This is a genomic window from Agrobacterium sp. CG160-95, from assembly GCF_053521725.1.
In genome coordinates, this window is sequence record NZ_JBNWDU010000002.1 from 342,303 (window position 1) to 358,626 (window position 16,324).

A 16,324-nucleotide genomic window follows, 5' to 3' on the forward strand; every position below is an offset into this window, starting at 1 on the left:
AGCGAAATGATGGCTGCTGCCCATCCGGACTGATCTAGGCCGGCATTGCGGGATCGCTTGGAGATGGTTCGCGCCGCCGCGAACGGTCCCGTCCAACCCCTGGGGGGTTGAGACAAAGCGTGACGACGGGCGCAAGGAATACGGCGTAAGCCATTGCGAAGCCGGGGATCTGCAGCGAAAAATCGAGTGTCGAATGCAATGCGACGAGCAGCAGCCCGGCAAGCCCGAGATGGGAGGCGTAACGGTAGTTTTTGCGTTTGCGCGCCCCGCGAATAAAAATGGCGAGTTGGACGAGCACGAAAAAAGCCGCATAAAATGGAAATGCGAGGCCGAGCGTCAGCAGTCCCTCGGCATAGACATTGTGGGCGTGGGTGACGATGGCGTCCACCCCGCATTGCGCCGCATGATAGGGCGCGTAGGTTTCCGTAAAGCTTGCAAGGCCGGTTCCCCAAGGCCAGCTGTCAGAAATGGCACGCGCGATGCCCGGCATGTAGCAGAAGCGCATGTCGTCTTCCAATCGCGTTTCCATGCGAAGCGCCACGCGATTGGCGAAGAGCAGGAACAGGCCAAGCGTAATGGCGAGCACGATCGCCGCGCGGCGCTTCGTGCCGCGCCGCTTGCGCCGCAGGGCAGCCGCGTTGCGGCCTGTTTTGATGGGTGAGTTGAAGACGGTCAGAAGAATGAGGAAACTCAGTGCCGCAAAGCTTGATGCGATGCCGGCGCGCGATCCGGTCAGCATCAAGGCGATGAAGCAAAAGGCAGTGAGCACGCCGGTGAAGGCGGCCTTGCGGATGAGGCGTTTCTGGCCGACTGGAACGGTCAGGCGATTTGCCACCAGCGCCCTGATCATTCCCCAGTCTGGAGCTGTCAGCCGTTTGTGCAGCATCACGACGAGGGTCAGGAGAATGAGACCGAAGAAGGTGGCGGCGGTATTACGGTTGACGAAAAGGCCGGTCAGGCTGCCGAGATAGAAGCGCTTCTGAATGAAGCCGAGTGTTTCTGGAAAAAGCAGAAATTGCACGATTGACAACAGTGCCAGCCATCCGCCGGCAATTGCGAACCATCGCAGCGCTTTTGCCGCGCGCTCGTCGGTATCGAAAATGACGAGGCCGGCCATGAAGGCGCCGAAGGGCAGGGCGGCGCTTAACAGGCCGAGCCGATCATCCGCCGGGGTGAGCGAAACCGTGGCGTCGGGGGCGAACTGCACAAACATGGCGGCGGTCGACCAGGCGGGATTGGGTGGAGCAATACCCGGCACAGATGATTGCAGCCACATCTGGATGATGAGTGCCCCCAGCAAAAGGCAGGTCGCCACAAGCGCCACGCTTGCACCAGCCCGGGGCGGCCCGAACAACAGGATGGCGGGCACGAGCAACAAATAAATTGAAACGGTGACGACGATACGGCTCTCGATTTCAGTTGCGCCGCGATTGAGAAGCGCAAGCAGGAAGATAGCCCAGAAGATGACTATGGCGGCCGTCCGAAAATAGTCTGGAAACGCAACCGGTCGCGGTGGCGATAAGGATAGCGGTTCTGATTGGGCTTCGATGGACGACATTGGCTTTCGGCTTTGCAATAACTGTTGCTGCGACGATGTCTAAGGTAGAAGGACGAGGCGGGCCGCTATGTCACGGAAGCGGCAGGGTACGTTTCATGCCGGCCTGCGGCTGCTGCGGACAGATCTTCCGCAGGGTCCAGCGCAGGATTTCCCCCTCCTTCCCGCAGACCACTGCCGTGTCCGCATTGCGGGCCGCATCGGCCTGAGGCAGTGTGTCTTTTGGAAATTGCTGCCACATCACGAAGCGCCCGCGTATCAGGTTGGCGTCTGCAGGCCCGTAAAGTTGGGAAAAATTCATCAGAACGGCGATTTCCATTGGCGAGGCGTTACGCAGCGAACGAACCATGGCAAGACGCAGCCACACATCGCCATTTGCAGGCAAACAGGAGAGCGCGTGACGAATATAGCTTTCGGCAAAGCCGAGACGCGCCGCACCGGCCTCCGACGTCGCATCTTGGCCATTTGCATCGAGATCTGCGAGAACGAGCCGTAACCCGGCCTTGACGATATCCGAACGGCAGATTTTCTCCGCAACGACGGGGTGCAGCCCATCGACCGTCTTCGCCAGAAGATCGTGCGCCAGGCCGCTTTTGTCGTCGGCAATTCTTGCCAAGGCGACGACATCGGAAAACCGCCGGGTTTCGGAAAACGCCTGTGCGGCGACGGATAAAACAAACACGGAAAGGATGAGAACCGGCACGACCGCGAAGAATTTACGCAGGCCCGCCATTCCGTCCCGCCTAATCATGGTAATATCGCGTGTAGCGCGCGTGATAATATTCGCTTGAACCGTAAGCCCGGTAAAGCTTCAGCTTTTCCGTGTCCACCTTGTTGAGGATGACACCGAGACACTTCTTGCGGATCTGGACTTCGTTTTCAATCGTATTGCGTACCGCCCTGCGGGCGGTTTTGCCCCATTCTGTGACGAAGACGAAACCGTCGATCCGGCCGGCCATCGCGCGGGCATCCACCACCGGCCCGAGAGGCGGCAGGTCGACGATGATGTAGTCGAAGAGACCGCTCGCTTCGGCCAGCAGTTTGTACATTTGCGCCGATGTCAGCAGCTCGGAGGAGTGCGGTACGCGCTGCTTGACGACCGTTGGCAGGAAAGCGAGCCGCGTCTTTTCGTCGTGCAGCAGCACATCGCGCATATTGCGGCCTTCTAACAGCACTTCGAGCAGGCCTTCTGCAGCATGGCGCCCCAAAGCGCGCGTGGCGCCCGGGTTGCGAATATCCGCATCCAGCAGAAGAACCCTTGCTCCCTGTCCGGCCAGAAGCTGAGCCAGATTGATGGAGATCGTCGATTTGCCCTCGCTCGGCAACGCCGATACGACGCCCACCACCCGCGCGCCGGTTTTCGGGGGAATGCCGAGATCTATCGCAAGACGCGTGCTGCGCAGCGTTTCGGCGAAGGATGACAGCGGGTGATCGACAGTGTAGCGGGCAACGCTGGACGGGCGTGTGGCGGTAGGCGGCCCCTCCTGTCCCTTTGGCAACACATCCGTGCCCGGCTTGCTCTGGACGAGCGGGGTGTTGCCCAGAAATTCCAGCCCGAGAACGTCGCGAACCTGTTCTCCGGTGCGGAAGAAACGGTCGCGGAACTCGCGAAACATGGCGATGCCGCCGCCGGCCGCGGCGCCCATGATCATGAACAGCGCCAAAAGTAGCGGTTTGTTCGGTTTGCTTGGAATGTTGGGCGGAACTGCCCTCGAAATCACGCGTGCTTCCGTTACGGGGAAGGATTGCTGCTGCATCGCTTCCTGATAACGCTGCAGGAAGGTCTGATACATGTTCTTGTAAGTTTCCGCTTCACGCTGCAATTCGCGAAGCTGAACCTGGGTCTGGCTGGCCGAGTTGCTGACGCTGGTAGCCTTGGCAACGCTCTCCGCAAGTGATTTCTCTCTTGCTTCTGAAACCTCCAGATCGCTCTTGTAACTTTGCGCAATACGGCTGATTTCCTGGAACATCAGCCGGCGGTATTCCTGCATTTCGTTGCGCAGACGCACCGCCTGAACATGGTTGCTGCCAAGCCTGCGGGTGATTTCCGTTTCGATCTTCGAGGATTCGAGATATTTCTTGCGCAGATCGTTTGCAACCGAGCTCTCGAGAATATCGGTGACGACGGCGTCGACATCATCCGTGGCAAGGATATGTTCGATGCGTTGTACCCGCGCTCGCGACCTGGCTGTTTCCGACTGCGCCAGAATAAGCGCGCTGTTGGACTCGGCCAGTTGCTGATCGGAAAGCAGGCCGTTATTGCCGGTCTCGATCAAGCCGTGTTCGGCGCGAAATTTCTGTACGGCAAGGTCGGTGTCGAGTGCCCGCTGACGCAACTCGGCAATACGGTCGGACAACCAGTCGCTGGCCCGCTTCGTCGCCTCGTATTTGGAGTTCAGCTTGTCCACCAGATAGGCCGACGCCACCGCATTGACGATCTGGGCGGCGAGAACCGGTGATGTCGAGTTGTAGGTCAGTTCCAGCGCGTAGGTCCGGCCGATACGCTTGACGCTGAGACCGTCCAGCAGCCGGTCCGACAGCGCCCGCTTCAGGGTGCCGTCATCGATGACGGTCTCTTTCGCCGGTGAGAACCATTGCGAAACGTTGACGAGCGAACGGATGGTGCCGAATATCGAACTCAGAAGCGAGGCGCGGTTTGCCCTGAATTCCTGATTTTCCGTCAGGTTCAAACTGTCGACGACGGCAATCCCGATGGTTTCCGATTGCAGGACCTCGACCTGGCTGAGAATGGAAGCCTCGTCCTCCACGACGCCGCCGATCGTCGAAAGCTGCTCGACGACTTGGCTGTTGTTGCGGTCGATCAAAAGGGTAGCCGAAGCTGAATAGATCGGAACGGCCGTCGCGGCGTAAGCGAGACCGATTGTCCCGGCAATGGCGACTGCCGCGAGAACGACGCGCCACTGTCGGCGGACCGTGGCAAGAACGGCGTCTATATCGATAAAGTCGGCTGTAAATCCGCTTTTGTCGATATCGGCCATAGTCAGGGGATCGTGCCTTTGCAACAACTGTCAGCCTCGCTCTTTTTGGCGGGCGTGGCACCCGCCAAGTCTCGGTTGCATGGTAGGACAGGCGGCCGCCATTCCCGCAGGAAGGGCGGCAAAACCGGGTTCAAACGGGACTTGTGCTGACTGGCGTGCTGGTGCTGCCGGTTGAAAGGGGCGCGGCAAAGAAGTTGTTGGTTGTGGTGGTTCCGCCGCTGCCAGTGCTGCCACCGCTGCCGCCACCGCCAACCGGTGCGGCTCCGCCGCCGGCCTGTGCCGTACCGGCTGGTGAGCCCGCCGCTCCCGAGCCGCCAATGCTGTTGCCGCTTGCAGGTGAAGAGCCTGCGCCACCGATCGGTGAGGCAGCAGCTGCAGCTGCCGCAGGCGCTGCCGGACCGGCCGCCGTTCCCTGAACATTTTCGCTAAAGGCGATCAGAAGATCGGAGGGCACGCCGACACCCTTGGTCTGCAACTGGATTGCGGCGGCAAGTATCGTGTTGCCCCTCTGCATCGCCGTAGAATAGGCGAGTGCCAGACCTTCGCCGACAACTTCGGAGAAGTCCTTGTTGCCGACCTTCTGGGCCAGTGCGACGATGGTGGGCAACTGGCTGGAGTCGCTCAGGATCAGGCCAGAAAGCTGTTCGGAGAACTGCGCCGCGCTGGTGGAAACGGCAATGATCGGAAAGCCGTTCGTCACCTTTCCCGTCATGTCGGCGTTTGCCGCATCGGTGCTGGAAGCGATGCCGGCCAGATCCTTGACCGTTGCCTGCGTCGGAGACTGCTTGAACAGTTCCGCGGCAGCAAGGGAAACCGTGTCCGGATTGGAGCTGTTAACGCGAGCCAGAAATGCGGCGTTGGTTTCGTCGGCGGCCTTCACGGGTGTGCCAGTTGTCGCAGTCTGTACCGGCGGCGTCTGCTGCCCGGCAGCTGGCGGCGCTGGTTCCACGTTCTGGGCGTTGGCGACTGTGGAAAAAAGACCGAGGCTGGTGATCAATACCGCACCAGTGAGCGTCGAGCCAATACGAAGGCGGGACATCACAACTCTCCAAATTTTTAAAAAATACGATTTTAAGTAAGCTGAAATGCTGAATATGGTTATCCAACATCTAAAATTTTCTTTTTAAATCGCACAGCCCTAGCTAACGATCAAGTGCTAAAATAAACTTGTGAACGGAACTTCGGGGTATACTTAACAGCAGAAACGAGGACTTTTCTCTGGGCGTCAGGACACGGCGACTTTTCGCCGGGGTGTTATCAGCCGGTTGGCCGGAAATTTTCGCCCGCACGCCGTTCAGAAAACCTCCAGCACCGTAAGCTGGTCGCTGATGGAAAGCCGGTATTGCCCACCTTCCTTTGCGATCACCCGCTGGCTTACGGAACCGTCATCGCCGAACCGGTGCGCGATGACTTGGCTATGCGGGCCGGTTACCGAAAAGGCCGTTGCACGTTCGGCTGGCGGATTTTCGATCCGCGCCGGCCATTGCCAGCCGCGTATGCCAAGCCACACCGGGGCGAGCAGCGCGCCGTCTGGTCTTGTCAAGCGCAGGGAAAACCTTTCGGAATCATCGTTGAGGAAAGCGAGGCTGCGTTCCGCTGGCTCTGTTTGTCGACTTGCCTTGCAAAGTGCAAGAAGGGTACGAACGGCCCCGTAAGCAGGGGTCCGGCTCAGATCGTGGCGCAGCAGGCCGAAGGACGATTCCGGATTTGTTTCGTCTTCGGCAAAGCTGGAGACCATTTCATAGATGTAAGCCCGGCGGATGCCGCTGATGAAGGACCACAGGAGCGTGCGCGGCATGTAGCGCGCCTTGATGCCTTCGGTGACGGGAAAATGGAAGGTTTTCGTTCGCAGTGAGGTGTGGTACCCGATCTCGGTGGCGATCACTGGCCGGCCGGCTGCTATATGCGCCGAGGCGGCGACGGATTTGGAGAGCGCCCCCGGCCCGGTCGTTTCGGGATGTTCCATTCCGGCGTAGGGGTGAATATTGCCGAAGTCACATACGTTCTGCAGGTTTAGCGCCAGCGCCGTATTCGCCTGGATATAGCTTGGCGCGACAAGCGGTACGTTGCTCATGGCCGGAGTTGAGCGGATCGTTGCAAAAAGTGCAGCCTGATGCTCTGCCGAAATGCGCGGCGCATTGACCGGGTCTTTCGTCAGCATCGGTTCATTGCTGCCTTCAAAAACTTCGATTCCGCCGTCGCACCAGTCGTAGAAATCGGCAATCCTGTTCAGTGGTGTTGAGACGTAGGGGTTGAGAGTGTCGTAACAGATGATCGTGAGGCGAACGTTGGCCGCCACAATCCTGCGCAGGCGCTGGAAAGCCGGGCTGTTGCGGCTGTCCCTTGCGGTAATCAGTCCATCGTCACGCAGGTGGCCCACACCAAGCGCTTCCAGTTCAGGCAGGATGCGCTCGAAGCTTTCCGGATAAATGCCGTTCGTGCGGGCGAAATGGCCACACACGCCCACGCTGTCCACAAAAGCTTCTGTTCCTGCCGAAAAAACGGATTGAGTCTGCGCGAAAGCGCGGCGCACACCCGTGGCGGCAACCAGTGCGAAAGGTACAGCGGAAAGCAGGCCGCGCCGTGTCAGGTGGCCCATGGTGACCGGCTGTTTTCCGTTCATCTGCGTCTCCTGGTCATTCCGGCGAGATTATAAAAAGCAGCCGCGATCATATCGGCGGCGCCTCTCAAGATGTCAGATTGTCCTGGAAGTTTTTAGCATCTTCATTCGCCATCAAATCCATGTTTCTGAAATGAAATAAATATATAAATTAATGATATTATCTTCGGACGAAACAGAATTCACCGCTTCCGCCCGTACGTTTTTTCATATGAGAATGAAGCTAACACGGGACAGGTTCTTTTCGCAACACGGCATGACTTTTGTCGCGCCGCGAAAAAAAGCACTTGAAATGCCGTCAGTTCCCGTGCTTTTTGAAAGTGGATTTTTGGTTATTCATATTTTCAAGCGTTAAATCTGCTCTGCCTTTTGTGTTTTTTGCACATGTCTCATTGGTCCCGGAGTATCCGGCAACATGGGCGAGGCCAAGCGGAAGTCATAAATTTTCGATAAGGAAATAGAGCGTATCCGTATGCGAATTCTCCATCTCAGCAGCCTTTATCCGCCGCATATCGTTGGCGGGTGCGAACGCTCGGTCGAACATCTTGCCGAGGAACTCGTCTCCATGGGACATGAGGTCGGTGCCGCCTGCATAGAGCGGCAGGCCGAACCCAAAACGGTGCGCAATGGCGTCAGCGTCTACCGCATGTTCCACAATAACGATTTCTGGCTGGAGGACTGGCCACAATATACGCCGCAGCAAAGGCGTATGCAGAAGATCAAGCAGCAATGGAATTTCAACGTCGAGAAGCAGTTCGAAGCCGTTCTTGACGATTTCAAGCCGGATGTTCTCAATACGCACTCGCTGCTGGATGTGACGACGCTGGTGTGGCGGGCGGCGCATAAACGCAACATTCCGATCGTCCACACGATCTGCGAATATGATCTTCTGTGCGGTAACGCCGCCATGTTCAAGGGTGGCAAGCCCTGCGAACACATCCATCTCGGCTGTCAGGTGGTGAATTTCACCAAGAAATTCACGCAGCGCTACATCGGCGCGGTGGCAAGCGTTGGCACGGAAATCCTTAAAACCCATGTCGATCACGGGCTTTTCCATCACCTGCCGGAAAGCATGCGCCGTGTGATCTTTTATTCCTGCACGGTTCCGGAGGGCGACCCGGTCGCACGCAGGCAGATCGACCGAACCGGCAAGCCGATGACCTTCGGCTATATCGGCCGCATCAACACGGAAAAGGGTGTCGGCAACATGGTCGATGCCTTCAGGGAAATCGGGCACGGTAACTGGCGCTGTCTGGTTGCCGGCCACGCGATGGACGATTCCATCGAACGCTTCAAGGCCCAGGCCGGCGACCTGCCGATCGAGTTCGTCGGCTGGGCAAAGCCGAAGGAATTCTTCGAAGAGATCGATGTGCTCATCGTTCCCTCCTTCTGGGCTGAACCTTCGCCGCGCACCATCTACGAGGCTTACGCGATGGGGGTGCCGGTCATCGGCGCTGCCTCGGGCGGCATTCCGGAACTGATCGGCGAGACCAACCACGACTGGCTGTTCGAACCGGGCAACGCCACAGACCTTGCCGCACGCATTCGCCGGGTGTTGACGCTTTCGCGCGAGCAATTGCCGACGGAGGCCGATTTCGGAAATATCGTCGAGGAATCCACCTCACGCCGGGTGGGCGAGAACTATGTGAAGCTCTACGAGGACGTACTGGCGAAAAGCAAGGCCGCGGCTGCATGATGAGCTGGCGGTGGCCAAGCCCGGATTTCGCGGCCCGGGGCGAAGCGCGATCCAGTAGGCCTGGGCTCAGCAAATGGTGAGGTCGGACGAAAGCTCTCCCCGTCTGGAAAAACGCTCTATTACAAGCGCCTTGTGGAGTGCGGTTGGTAGCTATGGCAATGTCTTTTTGTCCTTCATTGTCTTTCTTATTCTCGCACGCCTCTTGGCGCCGGATGAGTTCGGCCTTGTCGCAATAGCTACGGTTTTCGTGGATATTATCCTCGTCATTGCTCGCGGCGGCCTGCCAGAGGCAGTGTTGCAGCGGCCCCAGCTTGACGAGGACTATGCCGATACCGCCTTCTGGTTCTCACTCCTATGGGGCGCTGTCCTGTGTGCCCTGCTTTCACTGGCGGCGCCGTTCCTTGCGGACTTGTTCAGAATTGCCGAACTCAGCCCGGTCTTGATGGCGCTTTCCAGCGCTCTCTTCATCATGGGCGCCGGCGCCATCCATGAGGCCAGGCTTCAGCGTGAGTTCGCTTTTCGCAAGCTTGCCATGCGCGCGCTTCTGTCCAATTTTCTTGCCGGTGTGGTCGCAATCGCGCTTGCCCTGAACGGTTGGGGCGTATGGGCCATGGTCGTTCAAAGGCTGATCGCCAGTCTTGTGACCACGGTTATGAACTGGATAGCCAGCGGGTGGGTGCCGCGCCTGCGTTTCGTGCGAGCATATGTCGCCGATCAATGGAGTTTCGGGTCGCGCATCTTTGCTGCAAACTTTTTGATGGGTCTGAATGTCCGTCTGCAGGAGTTGATCGCCGCGGCTTTTCTCTCCACTGCGGCTGTGGGATATATCCGTTTGTCATGGCGATGCATCGACCTCGTCAGTCAGCTGGCTGTCATTCCCCTGACATCTGTGGCGTTGACGAGTTATGCCCGCATCAATGCCGAGAACAAATCGCTCGAAAATGCCTATTTCGGTTTCATCCGGCTGTCGGGTGTCATCGCTTTTCCTTGTTTCCTCGGCCTCGCAGCCACGGCGCCGGTTCTTCTTCCCGTCGCCTTCGGCGAAAACTGGGCAGATGCAGCGCCGGTGACGCAATTATTATGTCTGACGGCTCTGCCATTTGTAGCAAATTCATTTGTCTGGCCGCTTCTAACCGCCATACGGCAGGGTGGTAGTACGCTCTTTCTGTCGTTTCTTCAGGTCGTTGTCGGTTGCGCTCTCGGTATCGCGGCTGCACCTTTCGGGTTGCTGCCGGTTACCCTGGCCCATGTCGTCAGGGCTTATCTGATATGGCCGGTCGCCTTGGTCAGTGTCAGAAACAGGACAGGCATATCGATAGGCGGCACCTTCCGCACATGCTTGCCGCCACTCGTTGCGGCTGTCACCATGGCGGGTTTAGTCAGCGGCCTCTCATGGCTAATGGGTGAACGTTTCTCCAGCCAGGTAAAGCTGTGCCTGCTGGTCTCCGCAGGGGCGGTGATCTATCCGGCTCTGCTTTTTGTCACCATGCCGCGGGATGTAAGAGGTGTGCTCAAGGAAGTCAGAGCGCTCTTTCCAAGAAAATAAAACCACAGAACGGCTTAATTTCAGGACGAGGTTCTTATGAAGACGATCACAATTCTCGATACAACCGTAGCCTCGGACAATCTTGGCGATCAGATAATTCTCGATGCCGTCAAGGATGTGTTGATTGAGGTGGTTCCTCAAGCCTATCCCTATCATGTGGCGACTCATGAATATATGACGAATGTCTCGAAGTCGCTGCTGCGTAAGAGCGAAGCCGCCTTCGTGGCCGGCACCAATATTCTCGCGTCGAACATGGAAGCCCGCGTGTTGTGGAAGTTGCTGCCATGGGACGCGTTTGCTTTCGGCGAGACCATTCTTCTTGGCTGCGGCTGGATGAATTACATGAAACAGCCGAACGGCTATTCACGTTGGATTTTAAAGAAAATCCTCTCGGATAAATTCACACATGCGGTGCGTGACAACTATACGGCCGAAAAGCTGCGATCCATGGGGAAACAGGTTCTGAACACCTCATGCCCCACCATGTGGAGACTTGACCCGCAACATTGCAAATCCATTCCCACTGGCAAGGCTTCCTCTGTAGTCACCACGCTGACCTTCTATCTCAATCGGCAGGAGGAAGACAAAAAAATGATCGAAATTTTGAAGGATCGTTACGACACCGTCTATTTCTGGCCGCAGCAACGCGAAGATACGGCCTATCTGGCCTCAATGAATATTTCCGGATTGAAGTTCATTGATCCGACTCTTGCAGCCTATAATCATTTTCTGGATAATGAGGATGTGGATTTCGTAGGCACGCGACTGCATGGTGGTATTCGCGCGATGCAGAAATTTCGACGCGCCCTTATCGTCAAAGTCGACAACCGGGCCACGGAAATTTCCAAGGATACCGGTTTGCCGACAATGGATCGCAAGGATTTCGACAGAATGTCGAACTGGATTTCCGGGAGCGACGCGCCGCCAATCAAGTTGCCTGTTGACGCAATCGAAACATGGAAACGGCAATTCAAGGGCGCGTGAAAACGTGCATTACTGTGCGGCTTCTTTCGGACGCACGACGTCCGTTTCCGGAACAATAGACCGATCGCTTACCTCATCCGATCAGGTGCAAGCCAGCATCCGAAAGTCTGAGGACAGTCAGCCTGCCCGTCGTAAACGCGCCGGTGTCGATGCCGATCCGTTGCGGACCTGTCTGTGGTTCCGGCGCCGGCGTATGGCCGTGAATGATGAGAAGGTCCAGTCCCGCCCCTTCCGACAGGAAGGGTTCCCGGATCCACAACATGTCCTCATCGGTCTGCGCCTCAAGCGGCACCCCGGGTTTAAGGCCGGCATGAACGAAAAAATAGGGTCCCATGCGGACGCAGATAGGCAGGCTGACTAGAAGTTGCCGATGGGCCTGCGGGATCGCGCCAATCAGCGCATCCCTGAACGGCTGGAGCCGCAGACGGCCGTTGTTCATGAAGTAGCTGATATCGACCCCGTAGGACAGAAGCGTCTGGCGGCCGCCGAAATCCAGCCAGTGCATGTTGTCTTGCGGATTTTCGAGGAAATCGCTGAAGAGCTGTTCGTGATTGCCGCAAAGCGAGATGCGGCGCAGGGGCGCCGGCGGTGGTTGCATCAGATGCTGGAGAACACCGCAGGAATCCCGGCCACGATCGACATAGTCGCCCAGAAGAATAACCAGAGCGGGGGATGGATTGCTTGCGAGATCGGCAAGGATTTTCTGTTCCGCCTGCAAAAGCAGATCGAGGCTGCCATGGACGTCGCCAATGGCGTAGATCGGAAAAGACGGAGATTTGTCGCCGAGGTCTATTCTGCGCCGCCTCCGGTCGTCGCGGGGGGCTGGCTGTTTACGACCGCGAATCCAGTTGAGCACTTTAGGCATAGATGCCGATACTGTCTCTCTTGCACGAGGTCAAGAGTGTTGAAAGCCAACGCCACAGAGCCCGTAAATCCTGGGTCCATGCAACGGCTGCGGCATCCGCCAAAGCCCTGCCGACAAAGCTATCCGGGGCAGGGAATTGCGAAAGCCGGTGTCGATTTTCGCAAGGCGCGCCGCGGCAATTGAAGAGGAACGGATCGCCCCTTTCCTGTTCGAAAATGACTATCCTGTGCGCGATAGACCTAGAGTTTCAGCCAGACACGCGGGTTTTCGTGTGACTGGATCTTGATCCATTTCAGGTCAACCGCTTTCCAAGGCTTGACGACGTTGGTGCGGTTGTCCAGCACCAGATCGCCCTGGCTGGTGCTGACGACCAGAACGGCGTGGCCTATGCCGGTGGGGGTGCGGGCGGTGGCAATGCGCAGGGCGCCCGAGGGCCAGCCGGCGCGCAGAAGGCGTTGCCGCTTGGTCACCGCGTAGTCGTCACAGTCACCGCTTGCGGGGTTCAGATTCCATTCGTCCTGTCCGTCCGCTTCGCTTGTATAGATTATCGATGTGTTGATCTCGGCGTTGATGCGCTGGAGTTCCGTGCGCTTCTGCTTGGTCAGTTCAACCGTGTCGCGATCGCCAATCCGGACACATTGGTCGGCGGCGTCGTCGCAAAATTTTGCGAAGGCGATGGGTGCAATTGTCGGGCGGCTTGTCGTCATGAACAGGCCGGGGCGCGATGCGGTCGGGTTCTGCGCCAGGCCGGCAAGCGGGGCAGCCGATGCCATCGTCGCGATGCTTGCCGCCACGCTGACGGCAACTGCCATAGTCTTTGCCAGACGGATTTGTCTCTTCGCCATGTCTCTGCCTCTGCCCGGTTGTTGTCTCTTGTGCATGGCAACATAGCGACCCTTCGTTGCGGGCCGTTTAAGTCGATAGATTGCTTTTTAGCGAAATCCAATTTTATTAAAGCGAGATAGAACAGCGGGGAAACCGGTGAGTTTTCGCTTACTTGCAGCGGGTGCGGCCCTCGGCATCTATGATACATGTCTGCTGTGGCACAGCGTTTCGGTACTCACGCCGCGTATCGGTTGAGTTGCTGCGATTTGCCGGCGGCCGGTCGTAATTGCGGTAGACCTCGAAATTGCGCCCGCCGATCGTTCCCTGCGCACCGCCACGGCCATCCGGCGTGACTTCGAAATTCTGATATTGCTGGGCAGAAGCGGAAGCGGGCAGGCCCATCAGCACGGCAAAGGCGCCAGCCGCCAGGCCCTTCCATAACGCTGCCGTTTGGTGCCTGCGCAAGATCATGGCCGTTTCCTTCCCTCGACAGAACGACAGATACGCATTCTGCTTTCCCAATCGTTCGTCGCGTTGACTATATCACTGATCTCGCATTGAGGGTGAGAACGAATATAGCGTTCGTCGGCAGGCGAATCGCTTCGGTACCGCTGGGGGCATCACCAGATAGTGGCCAGACGACTATCTCGCCGCCCGATTGTCCGGAACGCAAAAAAGACGTTTTTAGAGCTGAAAAATTAAGCTCTTCTCCGCTGCATTTATGGGCTTCACAATCCTGTAACAACGGACCTAATATACAAGTGCAGATGCCGAATCGATCAGGAGAAGCCCTTGACGATTGCAGTTTCACCACAGGCCCTGCCGGCGCTCGTTCTGAACGCAGACTACAGGCCACTGAGTTATTATCCCTTGTCGTTATGGTCCTGGCAGGACGCGATCAAGGCCGTCTTTCTAGACCGTGTGAACATCATTGCAGAATATGATCACGCGGTGTCGTCACCCAGCTTTTCCATGCGGTTGCCGAGCGTCGTCAGCCTCAAGACCTATGTCCAGCCCACCCGCAACCCGGCCTTCACACGCTTTAACGTGTTCCTTCGGGACAAGTTCGAATGCCAGTATTGCGGCACGCGGGACGACCTGACCTTCGATCACGTGATTCCCCGCGCCCATGGCGGCGAAACCACGTGGCACAATGTCGTGGCGGCCTGCTCTCCCTGCAATCTTAGAAAAGGCAGCAAGCTTCCCAAGCAGGCGGGCATGTTCCCGGCGCAGAAGCCCTTCCAGCCGACGGTTCAGGACTTGCACAATAACGGGCGGCTGTTCCCGCCCAACTACCTGCACGAAAGCTGGATGGACTATCTTTACTGGGATACCGAGCTGCAGCCCTAGTGCTTTGAGGACTGCAACGCGGCTTTTCCGTTTAACGGCTTTTCCGGCTCGCGCCAAAAAAGGCAACGGCCGCAAGCGCAACGCTTGCAATGACATTCCAACCGGCAAACGAAAGGCCGAGCACCCGAAGTGCAGCGTCGTTGCAGGAGGGTGCCTTGATGGCATTCAGATTGCCAAGCAGGTCACCGGCATTGGTGGTGATGGATGGCGCACCCGTGGCGCAGGTGATAGGCCCTGCCCAGAAACCCCATTCCACACCAGCGTGATAAACACCAAGCCCGGCGCCGATCAGCATCGCCACGCCAATGAGGGCGAGAAGCAGCCGCGTGATCTGAACCGGCAGCTTGAAGATGCTGGTCGCTATGGCCAGAATACCCAACGGAATGGCGTAGTAATAGGGATCGCGCTGCAAAAGGCACAATGCGCAGGGCGTATAACCGCCGATATGCTGGAAACCGAGGGCGGAGCCGACAGTAAAGATCATTCCCGCCGTTACACCAAGAGCGGCGAGCGTGCGGCTGTTGTCGGCGGTTGTTGCAGTGGCCATGATGTTTTCCCCAAACTTCACGAAGAAGCAGATATCCCGAACGGGCTTTCAAAAAGGCGGGCGTGATGGCGAAATTAAGTCGCCGGTTCAACGGTGTATTCCCGGATTCGTCTAATCCAGTCCTTTGCATCTGGCAAATGAAAGCCCGGTAATATTCGGGGGGCGAATGAGCAAAGTTTCGTGAGTGTCTCGATGGCCGCGAAGCAATCGACCGGTCTTTTTGAAAGACCGGAATAAAACGAAGAAAATCAATGCGGTTTTGGAAATGGTACCCCAAGCCGGGATCGAACCAGCACTCCTTGCGGAACCGCATTTTGAGTGCGGCGCGTCTACCAATTCCGCCATTGGGGCAACGGTGGTAATGCCACGGCGTCTATCACGGCCAATGGCATGCGTGCAACCCCAAAGCTGATTTTTCCTGTCTAATGACGTGCGTTTGCAGCCTTCATTTCAGAGCTTTTACCGGGCGGGGAATGAAAGGAGAGTGGCGTTTGTCCGTCCCGTATCGGTACACCGACGGTTGTGGCGTTAAAGCAATATTAGATACCACTAATAAATTAGAATATACACAATTGCTAATTGAATTATGATGTCTGCGTGGAGTTTCCACGCGGGGCGGGAGAAGCCAGAACTCATAGGAGGAAATTATGAGGGCGCTTTCTCGCAATTTGTTACTGTCTGCCTGTCTGATTTTACCGGTCAACGCCCACGCGCTGGATATCGGGATTGGCGGTGAGAACGGGGTGAATGCCAGTGTGGGCGGCAATGGCAGCGGTGGGCTCGGTGTCGACGCTTCCGTTGGTGGCAGCAATGGCGTCAATGCCAGCGCTGATGTCGGCGGCAGAAGCAGTGGCGGACTGGGCGCGGATGTCAACGCGTCGGTCGGTGGTAGCAGCGGGGTCAATGCGGATGTCAACGCATCCGTTGGCGGCTCGAGCGGTGTCAGTGCGGGCGCCAATGCTTCGGTTGGCGGCTCCAGCGGCATCAATGCCAATGTTGGTGCGAATGTGGGCGGATCGAGCGGTCTCGGCCTTGGTGTCGGGCTTGGCATCGGCGGCTCCAGCTCGCCAGGCAATCCGGGGAACCCCGGTAATCCGGGCAATCCTGGAAACCCCGGCAACACGGGCCCGGTATCGCCCGGTGGCATGCGCAATGCCATACAGGCCTATAACGACATGTCGCGAAACGAGCAGATCAAGCTTGCCCGTCGTTGTGTCGATATTCTCGGCGGCGGATATGACGCAGCACTGACGCAATTGTGCAAGATGATCCGGACGGCCTCGCGCTGACGCAGCGTCAGCCCCGTGGATAGTCCGATACCAAACCGAAGGATGCTG

General features: G+C 57.6%; 14 protein-coding genes and 1 tRNA gene. 5 read left to right on the forward strand and 10 right to left on the reverse strand.

Translation table 11 applies throughout. The features are described 5' to 3' along the window. Positions 1 to 34 precede the first annotated feature (34 nt). From ACQZ63_RS08275 to ACQZ63_RS08295, 5 genes are all read right to left on the reverse strand, one after another. Entirely contained in the window at positions 35 to 1,558 is a 1,524-nt protein-coding gene (locus ACQZ63_RS08275; protein ID WP_113555423.1) for an O-antigen ligase family protein, read from the reverse strand. Between the two features lie 70 nt (positions 1,559 to 1,628). Then, the gene (locus tag ACQZ63_RS08280) at positions 1,629 to 2,288 is read right to left on the reverse strand and encodes a hypothetical protein (RefSeq protein WP_113555422.1); all 660 of its coding nucleotides are present in this window, start codon (positions 2,286 to 2,288) and stop codon (positions 1,629 to 1,631) included. 10 nt (positions 2,289 to 2,298) lie between these two features. Beyond that, a complete protein-coding gene (locus ACQZ63_RS08285) occupies positions 2,299 to 4,554 on the reverse strand; it encodes a polysaccharide biosynthesis tyrosine autokinase (RefSeq protein WP_065659645.1) in 2,256 nt (751 codons plus the stop codon). A 130-nt stretch (positions 4,555 to 4,684) separates the two neighbouring features. Further along, positions 4,685 to 5,593: a hypothetical protein gene (locus ACQZ63_RS08290; RefSeq protein ID WP_065659644.1), complete on the reverse strand. Its 909-nt coding sequence runs from the start codon at positions 5,591 to 5,593 to the stop codon at positions 4,685 to 4,687. 255 nt (positions 5,594 to 5,848) lie between these two features. Next, positions 5,849 to 7,177, reverse strand: a complete 1,329-nt coding sequence (locus ACQZ63_RS08295; protein ID WP_113555421.1) for a hypothetical protein — start codon at positions 7,175 to 7,177, stop codon at positions 5,849 to 5,851. Between the two features lie 469 nt (positions 7,178 to 7,646). On the opposite strand from ACQZ63_RS08295, the gene ACQZ63_RS08300 reads away from it, so the two are divergent. The 3 genes from ACQZ63_RS08300 to ACQZ63_RS08310 all read left to right on the forward strand — a co-directional run bounded on the left by ACQZ63_RS08300 (position 7,647) and on the right by ACQZ63_RS08310 (position 11,400). Then, complete coding sequence (locus tag ACQZ63_RS08300) at positions 7,647 to 8,870, forward strand: glycosyltransferase family 4 protein (protein ID WP_111803426.1); 1,224 nt, start codon at positions 7,647 to 7,649, stop codon at positions 8,868 to 8,870. A gap of 73 nt (positions 8,871 to 8,943) precedes the next feature. Continuing rightward, positions 8,944 to 10,416: a lipopolysaccharide biosynthesis protein gene (locus ACQZ63_RS08305; RefSeq protein WP_113555419.1), complete on the forward strand. Its 1,473-nt coding sequence runs from the start codon at positions 8,944 to 8,946 to the stop codon at positions 10,414 to 10,416. 36 nt (positions 10,417 to 10,452) lie between these two features. Continuing rightward, on the forward strand, positions 10,453 to 11,400 hold the full coding sequence (locus ACQZ63_RS08310; RefSeq protein WP_113555418.1) for a polysaccharide pyruvyl transferase family protein: 948 nt from the start codon (positions 10,453 to 10,455) through the stop codon (positions 11,398 to 11,400). A gap of 73 nt (positions 11,401 to 11,473) precedes the next feature. Here ACQZ63_RS08310 and ACQZ63_RS08315 read toward each other — a convergent pair whose 3' ends face one another. The 3 genes from ACQZ63_RS08315 to ACQZ63_RS08325 all read right to left on the reverse strand — a co-directional run bounded on the left by ACQZ63_RS08315 (position 11,474) and on the right by ACQZ63_RS08325 (position 13,561). Continuing rightward, positions 11,474 to 12,265: a metallophosphoesterase family protein gene (locus ACQZ63_RS08315; RefSeq protein WP_113555417.1), complete on the reverse strand. Its 792-nt coding sequence runs from the start codon at positions 12,263 to 12,265 to the stop codon at positions 11,474 to 11,476. 239 nt (positions 12,266 to 12,504) lie between these two features. Beyond that, positions 12,505 to 13,110, reverse strand: a complete 606-nt coding sequence (locus tag ACQZ63_RS08320) for a transglutaminase-like cysteine peptidase (protein ID WP_065659641.1) — start codon at positions 13,108 to 13,110, stop codon at positions 12,505 to 12,507. Between the two features lie 148 nt (positions 13,111 to 13,258). Continuing rightward, complete coding sequence (locus tag ACQZ63_RS08325) at positions 13,259 to 13,561, reverse strand: hypothetical protein (RefSeq protein ID WP_065659640.1); 303 nt, start codon at positions 13,559 to 13,561, stop codon at positions 13,259 to 13,261. 321 nt (positions 13,562 to 13,882) lie between these two features. Here ACQZ63_RS08325 and ACQZ63_RS08330 point away from each other — a divergent pair, with 321 nt between their 5' ends. Continuing rightward, complete coding sequence (locus tag ACQZ63_RS08330; protein WP_003511248.1) at positions 13,883 to 14,440, forward strand: HNH endonuclease; 558 nt, start codon at positions 13,883 to 13,885, stop codon at positions 14,438 to 14,440. 31 nt (positions 14,441 to 14,471) lie between these two features. Here the strand turns inward: ACQZ63_RS08330 and ACQZ63_RS08335 are convergent, their stop codons facing one another. Beyond that, the gene (locus ACQZ63_RS08335; protein WP_013761732.1) at positions 14,472 to 14,987 is read right to left on the reverse strand and encodes a disulfide bond formation protein B; all 516 of its coding nucleotides are present in this window, start codon (positions 14,985 to 14,987) and stop codon (positions 14,472 to 14,474) included. Between the two features lie 266 nt (positions 14,988 to 15,253). Beyond that, a tRNA-Leu gene (locus tag ACQZ63_RS08340) sits at positions 15,254 to 15,338 on the reverse strand. Positions 15,339 to 15,634: 296 nt separating this feature from the next. Here ACQZ63_RS08340 and uppQ point away from each other — a divergent pair. Continuing rightward, positions 15,635 to 16,276, forward strand: a complete 642-nt coding sequence (gene uppQ, locus ACQZ63_RS08345) for a polysaccharide biosynthesis GNAT family N-acetyltransferase UppQ (RefSeq protein WP_003511246.1) — start codon at positions 15,635 to 15,637, stop codon at positions 16,274 to 16,276. Positions 16,277 to 16,324: the final 48 nt, after the last annotated feature.